The sequence below is a fragment of the Listeria cornellensis FSL F6-0969 genome (genome assembly GCF_000525855.1).
In the GTDB taxonomy this organism is placed as follows: Bacteria; Bacillota; Bacilli; order Lactobacillales; family Listeriaceae; genus Listeria_A; species Listeria_A cornellensis.
This window is the reverse complement of the sequence record NZ_AODE01000008.1, coordinates 111567-127631: the sequence shown is the minus strand read 5'-3', so window position 1 is coordinate 127631 and position 16065 is coordinate 111567. Positions and strand designations below refer to the sequence as shown.

Annotated in this window: 13 protein-coding genes and 4 pseudogenes; 11 read left to right on the top strand and 6 right to left on the bottom strand. The window is 43.8% G+C overall.

Annotated features, from left to right (window positions below):
- Positions 1 to 752: transposase (locus PCORN_RS03435; RefSeq protein ID WP_036077549.1), on the bottom strand; the 752-nt coding region annotated here is incomplete at its 3' end.
- A 337-nt stretch (positions 753 to 1089) separates the two neighbouring features.
- On the opposite strand from PCORN_RS03435, the pseudogene PCORN_RS20035 reads away from it, so the two are divergent.
- The 10 genes and pseudogenes from PCORN_RS20035 to PCORN_RS03390 all read left to right on the top strand — a co-directional run bounded on the left by PCORN_RS20035 (position 1090) and on the right by PCORN_RS03390 (position 9203).
- Positions 1090 to 1662, top strand: a pseudogene (locus tag PCORN_RS20035) (suppressor of fused domain protein).
- A gap of 222 nt (positions 1663 to 1884) precedes the next feature.
- The gene (locus PCORN_RS03425; protein WP_051999217.1) at positions 1885 to 3276 is read left to right on the top strand and encodes a BglG family transcription antiterminator; all 1392 of its coding nucleotides are present in this window, start codon (positions 1885 to 1887) and stop codon (positions 3274 to 3276) included.
- Entirely contained in the window at positions 3242 to 3913 is a 672-nt protein-coding gene (locus PCORN_RS18145; RefSeq protein WP_159102521.1) for a PTS sugar transporter subunit IIA, read from the top strand. The genes PCORN_RS03425 and PCORN_RS18145 overlap by 35 nt, the downstream gene beginning before the upstream one ends.
- Complete coding sequence (locus PCORN_RS03420; protein ID WP_036066132.1) at positions 3910 to 4191, top strand: PTS sugar transporter subunit IIB; 282 nt, start codon at positions 3910 to 3912, stop codon at positions 4189 to 4191. Before PCORN_RS18145 ends, PCORN_RS03420 begins: the two co-directional genes overlap by 4 nt.
- A 21-nt stretch (positions 4192 to 4212) precedes the next feature.
- On the top strand, positions 4213 to 5580 hold the full coding sequence (locus PCORN_RS03415) for a PTS ascorbate transporter subunit IIC (protein WP_036077546.1): 1368 nt from the start codon (positions 4213 to 4215) through the stop codon (positions 5578 to 5580).
- Positions 5577 to 6422: a transketolase gene (locus tag PCORN_RS03410; RefSeq protein ID WP_036077543.1), complete on the top strand. Its 846-nt coding sequence runs from the start codon at positions 5577 to 5579 to the stop codon at positions 6420 to 6422. Before PCORN_RS03415 ends, PCORN_RS03410 begins: the two co-directional genes overlap by 4 nt.
- The gene (locus tag PCORN_RS03405; protein ID WP_036077541.1) at positions 6419 to 7357 is read left to right on the top strand and encodes a transketolase family protein; all 939 of its coding nucleotides are present in this window, start codon (positions 6419 to 6421) and stop codon (positions 7355 to 7357) included. Before PCORN_RS03410 ends, PCORN_RS03405 begins: the two co-directional genes overlap by 4 nt.
- 74 nt (positions 7358 to 7431) lie before the next feature.
- Positions 7432 to 7827 carry a hypothetical protein gene (locus tag PCORN_RS03400; protein ID WP_036077539.1) on the top strand — a complete coding sequence of 132 codons (396 nt, stop codon included), beginning with the start codon at positions 7432 to 7434 and terminating at the stop codon, positions 7825 to 7827.
- A 72-nt stretch (positions 7828 to 7899) separates the two neighbouring features.
- Positions 7900 to 8388, top strand: a complete 489-nt coding sequence (locus tag PCORN_RS03395; RefSeq protein WP_036077538.1) for a hypothetical protein — start codon at positions 7900 to 7902, stop codon at positions 8386 to 8388.
- Positions 8389 to 8399: 11 nt separating this feature from the next.
- Positions 8400 to 9203 carry a hypothetical protein gene (locus PCORN_RS03390; protein WP_036077536.1) on the top strand — a complete coding sequence of 268 codons (804 nt, stop codon included), beginning with the start codon at positions 8400 to 8402 and terminating at the stop codon, positions 9201 to 9203.
- A gap of 26 nt (positions 9204 to 9229) precedes the next feature.
- Here the strand turns inward: PCORN_RS03390 and PCORN_RS03385 are convergent, their stop codons facing one another.
- A complete protein-coding gene (locus tag PCORN_RS03385) occupies positions 9230 to 9439 on the bottom strand; it encodes an LPXTG cell wall anchor domain-containing protein (protein WP_036077535.1) in 210 nt (69 codons plus the stop codon).
- Positions 9440 to 9940: 501 nt separating this feature from the next.
- Here PCORN_RS03385 and glmS point away from each other — a divergent pair.
- A pseudogene (gene glmS / locus PCORN_RS03380) lies at positions 9941 to 11750 on the top strand (glutamine--fructose-6-phosphate transaminase (isomerizing)).
- Positions 11751 to 11802: 52 nt separating this feature from the next.
- On the opposite strand, the pseudogene dltD reads toward glmS, so the two are convergent.
- The 4 genes and pseudogenes from dltD to dltA all read right to left on the bottom strand — a co-directional run bounded on the left by dltD (position 11803) and on the right by dltA (position 16052).
- A pseudogene (dltD, locus tag PCORN_RS03375) lies at positions 11803 to 13075 on the bottom strand (D-alanyl-lipoteichoic acid biosynthesis protein DltD).
- Positions 13072 to 13308 carry a D-alanine--poly(phosphoribitol) ligase subunit DltC gene (gene dltC, locus PCORN_RS03370; protein ID WP_036077531.1) on the bottom strand — a complete coding sequence of 79 codons (237 nt, stop codon included), beginning with the start codon at positions 13306 to 13308 and terminating at the stop codon, positions 13072 to 13074. The pseudogene dltD and the gene dltC overlap by 4 nt, the downstream one beginning before the upstream one ends.
- Before the next feature lie 26 nt (positions 13309 to 13334).
- Positions 13335 to 14514, bottom strand: a pseudogene (gene dltB / locus PCORN_RS03365) (D-alanyl-lipoteichoic acid biosynthesis protein DltB).
- Positions 14511 to 16052, bottom strand: a complete 1542-nt coding sequence (gene dltA / locus PCORN_RS03360) for a D-alanine--poly(phosphoribitol) ligase subunit DltA (RefSeq protein ID WP_036077530.1) — start codon at positions 16050 to 16052, stop codon at positions 14511 to 14513. Before dltA ends, dltB begins: the two are co-directional and overlap by 4 nt.
- Positions 16053 to 16065 lie beyond the last annotated feature (13 nt).

The window sequence follows — 16065 nt, the reverse complement described above, 5'->3', positions numbered from 1 at the left end:
CCTTTGTCCATCATAATATAACGTGGATTACTACCAATTGCTGTTACCTTCCTCAAAAGAGGAATCGCAATAGAAGAATCCGAGACAAAGGCAGAAGAAAGCAAACTACCAACGATATATTGGGTAGTTGTTGAAACAGCTAAATGTAGCTTATAGCCAAACCAAAACATATTTTTCCCTTTGCTGTTCTTTTTAATGCTCCATGTAGGATTACTTGGGATCACTTGCATCAAATCTTCTGATGGCATCATTAATTGTTCCGCTACCGATGGTAGCTTTGGATTATCCGTCTTATGCGCTTTATCATGTGCAGAGAAATGCGTGGCATCTATCGCTAATTGCTCTGAAAATAAGCCATTCATGGCATCAATTTGTTCTAATAGCACATGATTTATGGTTTGAAGGACGTCTGCATGTTGCGATAACACCTGTGTAAAGCGAGAAAAAGAAGCTTCGGATGGCACACGTTCCGAGCAAAGGAACCCCAGATTTAGTTTGAAAACAAGATCTTCATTCAAACGTTTCACGAGTGCTTTAATCGTTGGAATGCCTTCCACATAGCGAATGACAAGCGCTTTAAAAGTCGCTTCATAGTTAAGGCTGATAGGTCTTCCCTTACGAGTAGCTTTATCAAATAAACGCACGACTTTTACGAGTGGTAATGGGGAGAAAATTTCATTGTATCGTTCGATTGGTTCTAGTGATAATAAAATTTCTATGTCAAACAATGTTGGTTGGTGTATAATAGCCATGAGGGATCACTCCTTTTTGATTTTGTTTGGCTCGTACCTAACATTATATCAAAAATGGGGAGGTTCCTCTTTTTTGTTGCTTTAAATCTCTTGAGCCGCAAGGCTTAGGAGTTATGAAATTAGTTCGCATTGTATAAAAATAATCAATTAATTATAAAGAATAGAGAATTATTACTCTTAGGTTCAGTGGTTAAAATTAGAAAATAAGAAATTTGGTTCTAATAATGAGCCGTTATAGAGCAGAAATACCTAGTCCCAATCAGAGTCATACAGGCGAAGATATAACTGATTTGTATTTTGGTCCATGATAAAAATTTATAGAGGAGATTTATAGTGTATGAGTAAAGATAACCAACAAGTAGCTAAACATATATTTGAAAATGTAGGTGGTAAACCAAAAGTTATCAAATATAAAGATTCAAATGAAACGTCATCGATTGATATTTTTATGAGTGAAGATAAACCACAGGAAGGGGTTACAACTTATGCAACAATTGGGTTATCTGAAAGTTCCATAGGATTAGTTTTAGGAAATGATAAAGAATTGAGAGCTGAATTCATAGTCACTTGCGGTAGCAACTTTGATAAATTTCCGAATATAATTAGCAGTTGTGCATTTAATATTATTAATGATAATTTCCTTTGTAGACCAGGAACGGTATACCCGAATATTGTTACGGAATATTAGGATGACTCTGAAATGAAACACATACTTCTTACGACACCATTTTTGTGGGAGAATCTTATTAATATTGAGACAGATCAAAAAGTTGTTACATGGTTGTCGCTAGTACCAATTTCAGAAGCGGAGTTAGAGTATCTCGATGATAATGGTAGCGATGCACTAGAAAGCTTATTTGAAGAAAATAGTATAGATATTTTTGATATTTATAGAGAGTCTGTTCTCTGAAAAAAAATGATTTTTGAAACTCTATATAGTATCAAAGCCGAATTCCCGGACCACCAATCCGCGAACTCGGCTTTTTCCCATTTCCTCCAAAACCTCTGCTATAATCACAATACCCCACCAAAAACCCAATCTCGCCACCAAACCCACCACACACTTTGTACTCAATTCACCTAGCTATCTTTATGTAACCGCTTTAAAATGAAAAGTAAGGAGGAGGCAATCATGTTTGATCAACGTGCATTTCGGCTTTTTGAGCAGATTATTCGGTATGAGAAAATGACGAGCGGGGCGCTTGTTCGGAAAATGGGGCTGTCGGAGCGGCAGTTTCAATATGATTTTGAAAAGATGAATCAGGCTTTGCGGCATGTTGGAAAATCGGAAATTGGGATGCGAAATCAGTGGTTTATTATCGATCCTGGGCTGAAAACGGCTTATTTGGAGGGATCGGAGTTATTTATACGGCAGGAGGAGCTTTTTCTCGGGGAGCAGGACCGGGTCTATTTACTTTATTTGTATACGTTTATTCGGCAGGAGGAAATTTCGAATTTTCATTATCAGCGGGTGCTGCATGTGAGTCGGAATACGGCGCTGAGTGATGTGAAGAAGGTGCGTGGGTTTTGTGCGGGGGCGGATGTGCGATTGGTGTATTCGCGGCTTTCTGGGTACCATTTGGTGGGAACAGAGCGGGATAAGCGGGTGCTGGCGGGGCGGTGTGTGAATGCGTTGTTGGTGTTGCCGCTCGGTGAGGTTGCGCTGAAATTCGTTCTGGAAAGCTGGGGACTGCGCGCGCGGTTAGATGCGACGGAGCGGATTCTGCTTGACTGGCAAAAGGTGAACCGGGTGGAGTTCGTGCAGGATCGGCAGCGGGAATGGCTTTATTTGGCGGCATTTCTGAGGTGTCGCGGGAAACATGCGGGGCTTGTGTTTTCGGACATGGAGCGGGAGTTAACCATGCAGCAGGCGGTGTACCCGATGACGGAATCGCTTGTGGTGGATTTGTTTGGGATGCAGGACGAGATGGAACGGCTTTATGTGACGGTGCAAGTGATTGGGGCGCAGCGGACGGCGGAGATTGGTGAGCATGCGGTGTTGCTGGATTTGGCGGACCGGATTATTGCGGCTTTTGAGAAGCTGACGTTGTTGACGCTGGATAATAAGCGCGAGTTGCGGCGGAGTCTTTACGACCACCTGGTGCCGGCGTACTTCCGAATCGTGTTTTCGTTGCCACTGGTTGCGCCGATGACGGAGCAAATTAAGACGGCGCATCCGGAGTTGTTCGCGTTTGTGAGGCAGGCGTTGTCGCCACTTGCAAAACTGACTGGGAAAACCGTAAGCGAGGCGGAGATTGGTTATTTTACGATTCATTTTGGTGGGTATTTTGAGCAGAAGCGTGAGGCACGGCGGGATTTTGAGGCGTTGTTGGTTTGCCCGAATGGGATTAGTACGTCGCTGATGATGAAATCGCAGTTGCGCCAGTTGTTTCCGGAGTTGCGGTTCGTTATGGCGGACGGGGCGAATATTCCGGAGACGGGATACGATATGATTTTTTTCGACGGTGTATGTGCCGACGCGAAAACCGGTGTACTTAGTGCAGCCGCTATTGACGTCGCTTGAAAAGAACTACTTGATTCAGGCGGTTGCGGCGGATTTCCCAACGATTGATCATCGCCATATTTCGGTGGATGCGTTACTCGAAATCATTGAACGGCACGCGGTGATTGAGGATGAGCAGAAATTATATGATGCCATATTTAATAAGATTTACGGAAAAGTGTCGATAGAGAGGGGATATGCGCCAATGCTATCAGAATTATTAACGAAGGATATGATTCAGTTTACGGATGAGAAACTGGATTGGAAAGAGGCGATTCGATTTGCGGCAACACCGCTTGTGACGGCGAATCGTGTGAAAACGGATTATGTGGATGCGATGATTGAAACGGTCGAGGAAATGGGGACGTACATCCATATTGGAAAAGGGATTGCGATTCCGCATGCGAGGCCAGAAAAGGGCGTGAATCAGATTGGGATGTCGTTTTTGCGGACAAGGACGCCGGTGCATTTAGTGGATGCGTCGGGACCTGCGATTGATATTTTTATTTGTTTGGCGGCAGTGGATAATGAGGCGCATTTGAAGGCGTTGTCGCAATTGACGCGATTTTTGACGAATGATGTGGCTTTGGAGAAATTGAAGCAGGCAGAAACAGTGGAAGAAATTACAGATTTAATAGAAGGAGAGGAACAGGAATGAGAATTTTAGCGGTTTGTGGATCTGGTTTGGGTACGAGTTTTATGGTGGAGATGAATATTAATCAGGTGTTGAAGGAGCTGGGCGTGACCGATGTGGAGGTATCGCATTCGGATCTAAGTTCGGCGACTCCGGATAGTGCGGACGTGTTTTTCCTTGCGAAGGACATTGCGGAGGGCGGCGAATCGCTCGGTGAGGTGATCGTGCTGGACAGTATTATCGACATGGATGAGCTGCGCGAGAAGGTAACGGCGGTTGTTCGGGACAAGGGCTTGATTTAAAAACGGGGAGGGGTAAGAGATATGAATGACTTTCTAAAAGTGTTAGTGGATATTTTGAGTCAACCAGCGATTCTGGTGGCGCTAATCGCGCTCATCGGTTTGATCGCGCAACGGAAAAAATTATCGGACACGTTAAAAGGGACGACAAAAACGTTTGTTGGTTTCCTCGTGATTTCGGCGGGGGCTGGGATTTTATCGGCATCGCTCGCGCCATTTGGAGAAATGTTTAAGGCGGCTTTTCATGTGACGGGCGTCGTGCCGAACAATGAGGCGATTGTTGCGATTGCTTTGACGGAATATGGGACGAATACGGCGTTAATCATGTTTTTCGGGATGATGGTGAATATTTTGATTGCGCGGTTCACGAAGTTTAAATATATCTTTTTGACGGGGCATCATACGCTTTATATGGCGTGTATGTTGGCGGTAATCATGACGGTGGCGGGCTTCACGTCGGTTCCGCTGATCATGGCGGGAGCCGTGGCGCTCGGCATTATCATGTCGCTATCTCCGGCGATTGTACAGCCGTTTATGCGAATTTTGACGGGGAATGATAACGTGGCGCTGGGCCATTTTAGCGCGGTTGGCTATGCGGTGAGTGGTCTTGTCGGCAAAGCGGTTGCTGGAAAAAATCCGAAATCGACGGAGAAAATTAATTTTCCGAAGGGGTTAGGGTTTTTGCGGGACAGTACGGTAAGTATTGCGCTGACAATGATGGTGATTTATGTGATTGTGGCGTTGTTTGCTGGACCTAGTTATGTAGAGGCGAACTTGAGCGATGGCACGAATTATCTTGTGTTTGCGATGATTCAAGCGGGGACTTTTGCGGCTGGAGTGTTTATTATTTTATCTGGGGTGCGGCTTGTGTTGGCTGAGATTGTGCCGGCGTTTAAAGGGATTTCGGAGCGTTTGGTGCCGAATGCAAAACCTGCGCTGGATGTGCCGATTATTTATCCATATGCGCCGAATGCTGTGTTGATTGGGTTCTTCTCGAGTTTTATCGGTGGGATTTTTAGTATGGTGATCATGACGTTTACGGGTGGCGTGATTATTTTGCCTGGCGTTGTGCCGCATTTCTTCACGGGGGCCGCGGCTGGTGTGTTTGGGAATGCGACGGGCGGTGTTCGTGGTGCGGTTCTCGGAGCGTTTGTGAACGGGATTTTGATTAGTTTCTTGCCTGTTTTCTTGATGCCGGTGCTTGGAAATCTTGGGTTTGCGAATTCGACATTCTCGGATACTGATTTTGGCGTGAGTGGGATTTTCTTCGGTGTGCTCGCAAATCATGGCGGGACGATTGCGATTGTGGTGAGCTTGGTCGCGATTCTGGCCGTCATGTTCTTGCTTAGTATGAAACGGAAAAAGAGGAAAGCGGTAGAGGAGGAAGCATGATGTTGGCTGAAAATTTGGATGTGGCCGCGAAGCAAATACGGCTGTATACGTTGAAGGAGTTGCGGGCGCTTGGATTTGGGCACTTTGGTGGGAGTTTATCGATCGTGGAGGCGTTGGCGGTGATTTACGGGAAGCATTTGGCGGTGGATCCGCTGAAACCGGAGGACGCGAATCGTGATTATTTCGTTTTGTCGAAGGGACACGGTGGGCCAGCGCTTTATGCGACGCTGTTTTTGAAGGGATTTTTCGCGGAGGAGGAGTTGTATACGCTGAATCAGAACGGCACGCGGTTGCCATCGCATCCGGATCGGAATTTGACGCCGGGTGTTGAGATGACGACGGGATCGCTTGGACAGGGGATTTCGGTTGCTGGCGGGATTGCGTTCGGGAATATGTTGGCTGGGCGCGAGAATTATACGTATGCGATTGTCGGGGACGGCGAGCTGAATGAGGGCCAGTGCTGGGAGGCGTTTCAGTTTATTGGGCACCACCGGCTGGACCGCATGATCGTGTTGATTGATGATAATAAGAAGCAGCTGGATGGCTTGACGGTGGACATTATTGATCCGCTTGATTTGGAGGCGAAGATGGCGGCGTTTGGATTCCGTACGGTGACGGTGGATGGTGCTTCGACGCAGGCTATCGATGAGGCGATTCAGATGGCAAAAAGGAGTTCTGGAAAGCCGTACGCGATTGTGCTGGACACGGTGAAAGGGCAGGGCGTGACGCATATCGAGGAGAAGGCGGACAACCATCATTTGCGTCCTGATGACACGGATAAGCAAGCGATTGAAGATGCTATTTTTGCATTAGAAAATGATTTGGAAGGAGTGGTACAATGACACGCACACTTGAAAAAGACCAACTAGAGATGCGCCAAGTTTACGCGGATACGGTTCGGAAATTGGCGGCGGCAGATCCGAATGTGATTGCGCTGGAAGCAGATTTGAGTAGCGCAATGTCGACGGGAAAACTCAAAGTGGAACTACCAGGTCAGTATGTGAACGTCGGAATTATGGAGGCGAACATGATGGGCGTCGCGGCGGGACTTAGTGTGCTCGGACGCAAGCCGTTCATCCATTCTTTCGGCCAATTCGTGACGCGCCGTGCTTTTGACCAGGTTTTCGTATCGCTAGGTTATGCGCAACTTTCAGCGGTTATCGTGGGGTCTGACGCAGGCGTTTCAGCAGAACATAACGGCGGCACGCACATGACTTTTGAGGATGTGGCTTTAATGCGCGAAGTCCCGAATGCTAGCGTTTACGAAGCAAGCGACGCCATCCAATTTGGCTGGCTCCTCGAGAATGCCTACAAAAAAGGCGGCCTGCACTACATCCGAACGATTCGCAAAAATGCGACACAACTTTACGACGAAAATACAACGTTTGAAAAAGCTCCAATTTTGCGAGAAGGCTCGGATATCACGATTTGTGCCACAGGAATCATGGTCGCAGAGAGCTTGAAAGCCGCAGAAATTCTAAAAGCATCTGGCATCTCGGCAGAAGTCATCGATATGTTTTCCATCAAACCACTAGACGGTGAGACGCTACGCCAATCCGCACAAAAAACGGGTCGCGTCATTACTGCGGAAAATCACAACGTCAATGGTGGACTAGGAAGCGCTGTAGCAGAATTTCTCGGAGAAAACTGCCCCGTCACGCTGTACCGCATCGGTGTACGCGAACAATTTGGACAAGTTGGCTTGATGCCATACCTCCAAGAATTTTACGGACTCACCGCAGAAAACATCGCAGCACAGGCAGAAAAAATGATATAACGACCAAGCTGGGCAAATTCATCGCGCCCAGCTTTTTTAAATATGTGGTAAAATAAATGGGAGGTGAATCACATATGGCAATGAAAGACCAAATCGAAACAGAAGTAGACCAATACTTAGCAGACAACGGCATGTCGACCAACTACCACAGACTTATGTACGCCGGCCCATCTATGCGCACAAGGCACAGTCTCGTACTCGTGTTCACAGAAGTAGGACTAATCACGTTCTCCTTCTCCATCGTCAGCAAATCCGAAACGCAAATGTTTTTCCTACCAAAAGACAAAATCCGAGCCATCCGTCTCGACAAAAAACATTTTGTACATAAATTATCCATGGAAGCCGAAAACGAAGAAGGCCAAATCGAACGCGCCCAATATTTCGTCAGCAAGCGCGTCTTCGGAAGGCCTTGGCATTCTGAAACACTGCAATACCTTTTTGACAAAAAGATATTTTCACCGCTTTCCTGAGATTTTAATCGTTCTAAATCGTTTTTTCTGTTACACTAGTAAAAAGGGTATTTTTTTATGGAGGGAACTACTATGGAACTAAATTGGTCACTTTATGATTTGCAGAAAAGAGAAATGGTAAGCACTTTTCCGACAGTAGAAGATATTTCGTTAAGCGAGCAAATCGTAGGACAGCTAAGCGAAAACAGAGAGGCACGTTGGGAAGTAGAATTGTTCCCATTTGGCTTAGAAATCACAGAGGATTACATTCATTTCAACATCGTCCTCGCTAATTTTCTGGACGTACAGGTGCAGAAAGTCGTGTTTTCCTTTAACATCACGGTAGGTGGCAGAACGATTGGAACACCGTATTTCGATGCTGGAAAAGATGATATTGGCATGATTGAGCCGGAAATTGGAATTATTCAACGCTTTACCTTCGAAAATCCAGGCTTCCGAACTGGAACAACAGACGATTACGTATTCAATGCAACCTATCGCTATGTGTACAAAGAAGAAGAATTCTGGCGTCTATCCGAGCTCGAATATATCGTGGACGGCAAAAAAATGAACTTGTTCTGAGGAGTTGAAGAATGAAAAAACAAGTAAGTGGATTTATCATGTTATTTTTAGGAGCAACAATGCTTCCTAATTTTAGTAGTTTTCTATATAGTTGGGCATTAAATGGCTCAGATTTTGAACCAAATTGGGTACTGTGGGCAACGCTTAGCTTAACCGTCCTACTATTCTTTTTTGGCATACTAACATTACTCGAAAAAACAATACTACTCGCTAATTTGCTAATTTTACTAGGTTATAGCGTTTTTCAAAGCTGGGTGTTATGGCAAAATCAATTCGAACCATGGATTAAAAATGGAGAAATGGGCTTGATAGATTACTCTCGGCTCATCACGCTTCTAGTCGCACTAATCGGGGTTGTCTATCTCTTCATCAAGACACCAGAAAAAGCAACAGTCGTATCTACCAATTGGCAAAGAAAGTGGCGCTGGGCAGGCGTGTTTTTCGCAATAATTGGTTTAGGCGTCTCCATCACATTAGCCGTCATCGTCCTATCAGGCGAAGAATTTTTCTTCACGACACCGTTTGATGCTTATTTAGGAATCGGCATGGCATTTTTCTTCCTACTAGCCGTTGTATTCGGATTTAGAAAGCCAAATGCATTCATTACAGCACCATTACTTGGTCTATCTTTCAACTTTTTCACAGAATACCTGTGGCTAGAACAGTTACTCCGCAAAATCGGTTCTCAAATTGGCGCCCAAATCGGCCAAGACGAAAATACGATTGTCGCGCTGAAACTAATCATTGGCACACTCGGCATCTTTGCCAGCCTATTTCTAATCATAGCGACACAAAAAAAGAAATTCGAAGCCTAATTCAGGTTCCAAATTTCTTTTTTTTCTTACCATTTTTTCCGTAAAAGCAACACAATCGCAGCGATAATCAAGATACCGCCAATCACAATCGTCCAAATCGAAAAGCTATCACCAGTGCTTGGTAGTTCAGTCATATTGACCGCATTCACCGTCTGAACCGGACCAAACTTCCAAAAAATCGCCCACGCGACGAAAAGTGTTGTAAACCCAGCAAGTATTTTCTGAAAAAATTTCATGTAGTTAACCTCCCATTTTCTTGGTCAAAATTTCTATATGGAGTCATTGCTAAAGCCTGACCGTTCCTAGCGAATGACGCTTCCTATCCATTATCAAATAAAAGCTTGTTTTTGTCAATGGCTATACCAATTTCAGAATTGGTACATTATATAAGGCTTGACGAACTATACAACTTTGAGGTATGATAATTTTGTTTCCTAGAGAAATTAAAAAGGAGGATCGCTCACAATTGAATAGAAGCGCCAGAACTAGAGCACGAGTCTCTAGTTGACGAGGAAGGGATTAATCGAAAATTCGGCGGGAGTCCCTCGGTTGTACATGCAATCGTGATGCCTTTGCTACAAACCATCAAGGTGACTTGGTGCACAGAGTGGAAAGGAACATGTGTTATCTCCATGGAAACGCGAAAGGAATACAGACAGCGGAATAGTCTGCCCTTTTTCAAAAAAATAGAGGGCTTGCATACAGGATAAGTCTGCCCTCAAATGGAGGATTTTATTATGTGCGGAATTGTAGGATTTATTGGGAAGAAGAATGCGAAAGAAGTTTTATTAGAGGGATTAGAAAAATTAGAATATCGTGGCTACGACTCAGCGGGGATTGCACTAAAATCACCAACTGGCGTACTAGTAGCGAAAGAAAAAGGCCGTATTGCAGATTTACGTTCAGAAGTACCAGCCGACGCTTTCGGTGAAATGGGAATTGGGCATACACGTTGGGCGACACACGGGAAGCCAAGTCATGCTAATGCACATCCACATCAGAGCAAGTCAGGGCGCTACACGATGGTTCACAATGGCGTTATCGAGAACTATTCACTATTAACTGATCAATACCTAGCAGATGCTAGTTTTGAGAGTGATACGGATACAGAGGTCATCGTTTTGCTCATCGAAATGTTTGCAAACCAAGGCATGACAACAAAAGAAGCATTTACAAAGACGCTAAGCCTGCTTCACGGATCGTACGCGATTTGCCTGATAGATAACCAAGACAACGAAAACGCTCTACGCAGCGAAAAATAAAAGCCCGCTTCTTATCGGAAAAGGCAAAGATTTTAACGTCATTGCAAGTGACGCGATGGCAGTTATTCGCGAAACCGATCAATTCGTCGAAATCATGGATGAAGAAATTGTCCTTGTGAAACGTGATGGCGTGACAATCGAAACATTGGCTGGCGAAGAAATCGAGCGCGAAGCTTACACAGCTGAACTCGACGCATCCGATATCGAAAAAGGAACCTATCCACATTACATGCTAAAAGAAACAGACGAGCAACCGGCCGTTATCCGTAAAATTATCCAAGCTTACCAAAACGAAGCGGGCGATGTAACCGTGAATCCGAAGATTGTCAAAGAACTACTAGACACGGATCGCATCCACATCGTTGCATGCGGAACGAGCTATCACGCAGGACTTGTCGGCAAAAACCTAATCGAAAAATTAGCAGAAGTACCCGTCGAAGTCCACGTGTCTAGCGAATTTGGCTACAACATGCCGCTTCTAACGGAGAAGCCACTATTCATTTTTATTACGCAAAGTGGTGAAACAGCAGACAGCCGCCAAGTATTGGTGAAAATCAAAGAACTAGGCTATCGTTCGCTCACAATCACGAATGTACCAGGCTCAACACTGGATCGCGAAGCAGACAACACGATGTATCTGCATGCAGGCCCAGAAATCGCTGTAGCGTCCACAAAAGCCTATACAGCACAAATAGCTGCTCTATCAATTTTGGCGACTGTAGTAGGCCGTGAGAAGGGTCTAAGCATGGCTATAGATTTTGACTTAATTGTAGAACTAGGCATTGTCGCAAACGCAATGGAAACACTAGTTGATAGTAAGGAAACCATCGAGCATATCGCTGGAGAATATTTAGCAACAACCCGCAATGCCTTTTTCCTTGGCCGCCATGTCGATTATTTCGTAGCTATGGAAGCCGCGCTGAAACTAAAAGAAATCTCGTATATACAAGCAGAAGGTTTTGCAAGTGGTGAGCTGAAGCACGGAACGATTGCCTTGATTGAAGACGGCACACCAGTTCTTGCTCTAATCACCCAAGAAAACATCAACTGGAATATTCGAGGTAATGTCAAAGAAGTACTAGCACGTGGGGCTAACGCTTGTATCTTGTCGATGGAAGGCGTGAATCAACCAGGCGATCAATTCGTCATTCCAAAAGTTCACGAACTCCTAACACCACTAGCAAGCGTAGTACCGTGTCAATTATTGGCCTACTACGCAGCGCTTCACCGTGGTTGCGATGTAGATAAACCACGTAACTTAGCAAAAAGTGTCACAGTAGAATAAATAATAAGGATGTAGATAACGTATCTGATACGCAATCTACATTCTTATTTTGTTACTTATTATCTTCCTTTTTGGGAGGAGGGGTCTGTTTGAAATAAAACTGTTTCGGTGTTTTCTCGTACTTAGGTTTGACCTTGTTCTTCATAAACTGATCCATTTGTTTATCAATGGCGACCCAACCCCGCCATGATAAATGAATCGTATCCTCCAAGAAATAAGGAGTATCACTGTAATTCGACATATCATAATAATGGAAACCTTGCTCTGTTACCTGTTTCCCAGATTTATCGTAGTACTTCTGTAACTTCTCACGAGACGCACCAATATAGTCGTACCAAGGCCCGTTTACAGGAGGATTAACGAAAAGAACATCGGCACCAACCTCTTTAAAAGCATCCATGACAAGTTGCAAATCACTATACTCAGGGGATTCATCATAACTTAAATTCGTACGGCTATCCTTCAACTGATTAATCGTAGGCTCTAATTTCTTCTTATAATAAGAATCCTTAATAAAAAATGGATTCGCGCCCACTTTGGTTTCACCTGTTTTTGTTGCTAATTCATCTAATTTCGTATAATCCAATGCGTCGGGAAGCAACTTCAAGTTTTTCTGAACTTTCTCTTCACGAGAACCTTGAATAAACTTGGAATCTAAATCATCTTTTCGTTGCAAAATCTTCACTTGCGTTGCGGCTGCAGTTTTTGTAAATGTATCGACCTCGGTTTTTGGTCCAGGAGATGCGATACTTTCCAGCAATGCCGCCAAAGTGGTATCATTTTTAACGACTTTATAACTTAGTAATCTACGTGCTGCGTATCTTCTTTCAGCAGTAGACCGTTCATCTGACATTGCAAATTTATAAGCTTGAAGTGGCGAGAAATTCCCACCGAAATGTCCATCATCGACACCAGCTGGTTGGAACCATTGTGGTGATAAAATAAACACGACTTTCTTGTCTTTTAGATCATTGCCCATCGCTTTTATATCTAAATAATGCGAAAGGGATTGTGTACCAGGACGACCAATAAGAAATGGCGTATAGCCACGATTATATTTCTCTGTAAAGACATTCGGGTGGAATTGATCCACACGTGATAGCTCTGAGGAACCGAAAATAGGCACGTAGGTTTTATCTGTCGCGAGCATTTTTTTGTTGAATGGCAACACCTTGCACGACAACCGGGTTCATAGAAGTAGCGCTTTTTTTGACAGTATTAGTCGACACACCACCAAAAATTGAACTAGGGCCAAACAGGATGAACAAGAACACAGCCCCTGCAATAAGCAAAGGCCCAAATGTCATCCAGATTTTCTTTTTCATTTTAATTCCTCAAGTTTAGCGATGATTTGATCTGGAGTTGCCCACTCATCACGATCAAATTCCGAAACAGGAACAGTGATGCCTAAGCGCGATTCTACTTCTATTAATAACTGAACGGTTGCCATCGAATCGAGTAGTCCTTCATCAAACAGATGTACCGATGTGTTTTCCACAACTTCCTCTGATTCTGTAATCTCTTCTAAAATCTCTAATACGTCTTCGCGAAATGCCATAATATTTTACCACCTTATCATTTTATTTAAAAACTAATTTTGTCAAAAATACCTGAGAAAATCAGGAAGCCAAAGCAGACGAATTGGAATGTAATCACAATACCAATCACGTTGGTGACTTTATTTTTCGGATAGAATTTCTTTTTCTTATTCCAGCGTTCAAAGAGGTCAAATCCGACAATCAACGCCGCCTGATAGAGCCCATAAACGATGTAATACCAGTGAAGTCCGTGCCACATACCCATAATCAAAAAATTCACGAAGTAGGCAATATAAGCAACGGTAAACTTACTCTTAAAAAAACTTCTTCTTCGTCATCCAGAAAACCAGACGCATAAACACGAAATCGCGGAACCAGAAAGATAGCGTCATGTGCCAGCGATTCCAGAACTCTTTAATATTACGACTCGCGAATGGTTTGTTAAAGTTCATCGGTGTCTGAACACCCATCAAGTAACTAACCCCAACCGCAAAAGCACTGTAACCTGCGAAATCAAAGAACAAATACATACTATAGGCATACATATAACCAACCAAGCTCCAGCCAAATTGAACGTGATGGTGGAGATTATACTCAAGACCAGTTATGGCATTGGTTTGAATCACATAAGCAATAATAAATTTATATAGAAAACCTAAGAAAATAAGGAAAATACCACGATTAAGTAAATTTGCGTATTTATCAGGATCTATAGGTGAGTCGGCTTCTTTTTTAAAGCGACGGAAGCGATCAATAGGGCCAGATGACAGCGTCGGGAAGAACAGTAGGAAGTTAATGAAATCCCACGAGTTTAGCTCTTTAATCAATCCATCACGCGTCTCCATAATCATTTGCGCGGCTTTAAAAGTTAAGTACGATATCCCGAGAAAACCAATCATCGTTGTGTTCGCTGCGAGTAACGGCTGTACTTTTACAAGGAAGAGCGGCAAGATGGAAAGAATGAGTGCAAGTACGAAAATGCCGCCATGATTGCTTTTCTGCCGATAATTAAAGTAAAGTCTTACGAGCGCTAATTGCCAAAATACGAATACGATCAAGGCAATAGCTTGAATCGTGTTGCTAGCAAACATCATGTAAATGAAGACCAGTGTCACAAAAGCATTGTAAACAGGCATTCTTTTACCGAGTAAGCCAGCAATCACAATCGGTGCTAAAAAGGCGAACAATACTGCAAAATAGAGTATTGATCCGTATGGCGTTGTCATGTGTTCACCTCACTGGAAAGCTGCTTGCGGTCAATTTTGCCATTCATCGTTAGTGGGAGTTCCTCTTTGTACATCCATTTACGTGGAATCATATAGCTGGGCATCGATTCTGCGAGTTCTTTTTTGATAGCCGCGCTTAATTTATATTCCTTCTCAAAATCGTGCTCAGAAGGGACTACGAAAGCAACTAAACCATCCACCTTACCCTCACGCATTTTCGGAACGACAATACAAGAGCGAATGTAGCTTACTTCTTTTAAATTATTTTCAATATCTTCCAGCTCGATGCGATATCCATGTAGCTTAATCTGAAAATCAAGCCGCCCTTGGAAAAAGAGCATGCCGTCAATAATTGTACCGCAATCACCAGTTTTGTAAGCTTGAAATGGCTCATCCGTATAAAAAACAGCATCCGTTTTCTCTGGCTCATTGAGATAACCTTTCGAAACGCTAGGACCGATCAGGACGATTTCTCCTTTTTCTCCATTTGGAACCGGCAAACCATCCTCATCCAAAATAGCGAGTCTCGTGTCGGGCTTAATACGTCCAAGCGGCAGGCTAGGATACGTGTTGACATTACTCTCATCAATCACCACATTTGTCACAGCAACGGTCGCCTCAGTAGGTCCATACGTGTTGTATACTGTAGCTCTTGGGAAGCGAGTAATAAGCATCTGAGCAGTCTCTTTTGTCAAAACTTCCCCACAGAACAGGAAGTGTGTAATGGATGGATTGTTTTCTCCATTAAAATTCTGATCCATCAAGCAAATATCAACGAAAGAGGGTGTGGAAACCCAAACATTGACTTCTAAGCTGGGGATAGTCTCGTACAAACTCTTTAAATTAGCGCTGACTGTTTTATCTAGCGGTACAAGCGTTCCACCAGCAAGTAAACAAGGATAAAGATCCATAACCGATAAGTCAAACGAGTAGGGCGCTTGGTTGAGGAAACGAGTACCTTCTTGAATTTGGAAATCTTGGAGTATCCAGTTCGTAAAGCTCACGAGATTGTTATGACTGATTTGTACACCTTTCGGAACGCCTGTACTTCCCGATGTAAAAATGATGTAATAATTATCTTCTGCTTTCACAAAGTGTGAATCCTCAGGTGCTTGTCCAGTAGTACGCTTGATGATTCCTTCTAGTTGTTCCGAATCGATAGTACTCACTCCCGCAATTTTTGCCTCGGCTGGTAAATCAGCTGTGCAAAGAATGAAGCTTGGCTGCGCGACCTCAGTTATCTGCTTGATGCGATCTGCTGGCATGGAAGCATCGATTGGGACATAAGCGCGCCCAGATTTAGAACAAGCCAGGAAAGCAACAATTTGTGAAGCATCCATATGTCCATAAACTAAAATAGGTGCAAAATCATCATCTAGTTCTTGCAGTAAAAAGACCGCTAATGCGTCTGATTGTTCTTTCAGTTCATGGTATGTCAAGGACTCGCCATTGTAGTCATAACAAGATTTATTCGGTGTCTTAAGCGCCCATTCATCAATACGTTCATTAATAGAAGTGGTGAAAAAAGATACACTCATTCGTAATCGCCTC

Bases quoted from the DNA above. Each gene is read 5' to 3' on its own strand.
- PCORN_RS03425 (WP_051999217.1), top strand. From the start codon at position 1,885: ATGTTTGATCAACGTGCATTTCGGCTTTTTGAGCAGATTATTCGGTAT.
- PCORN_RS03420 (WP_036066132.1), top strand. From the start codon at position 3,910: ATGAGAATTTTAGCGGTTTGTGGATCTGGTTTGGGTACGAGTTTTATG.
- PCORN_RS03415 (WP_036077546.1), top strand. From the start codon at position 4,213: ATGAATGACTTTCTAAAAGTGTTAGTGGATATTTTGAGTCAACCAGCG.
- PCORN_RS03410 (WP_036077543.1), top strand. From the start codon at position 5,577: ATGATGTTGGCTGAAAATTTGGATGTGGCCGCGAAGCAAATACGGCTG.
- PCORN_RS03405 (WP_036077541.1), top strand. From the start codon at position 6,419: ATGACACGCACACTTGAAAAAGACCAACTAGAGATGCGCCAAGTTTAC.
- PCORN_RS03400 (WP_036077539.1), top strand. From the start codon at position 7,432: ATGGCAATGAAAGACCAAATCGAAACAGAAGTAGACCAATACTTAGCA.
- PCORN_RS03395 (WP_036077538.1), top strand. From the start codon at position 7,900: ATGGAACTAAATTGGTCACTTTATGATTTGCAGAAAAGAGAAATGGTA.
- PCORN_RS03390 (WP_036077536.1), top strand. From the start codon at position 8,400: ATGAAAAAACAAGTAAGTGGATTTATCATGTTATTTTTAGGAGCAACA.
- PCORN_RS03385 (WP_036077535.1), bottom strand. From the start codon at position 9,439: ATGAAATTTTTTCAGAAAATACTTGCTGGGTTTACAACACTTTTCGTC.
- dltC (WP_036077531.1), bottom strand. From the start codon at position 13,308: ATGGCATTTCGCGAAGACGTATTAGAGATTTTAGAAGAGATTACAGAA.
- dltA (WP_036077530.1), bottom strand. From the start codon at position 16,052: ATGAGTGTATCTTTTTTCACCACTTCTATTAATGAACGTATTGATGAA.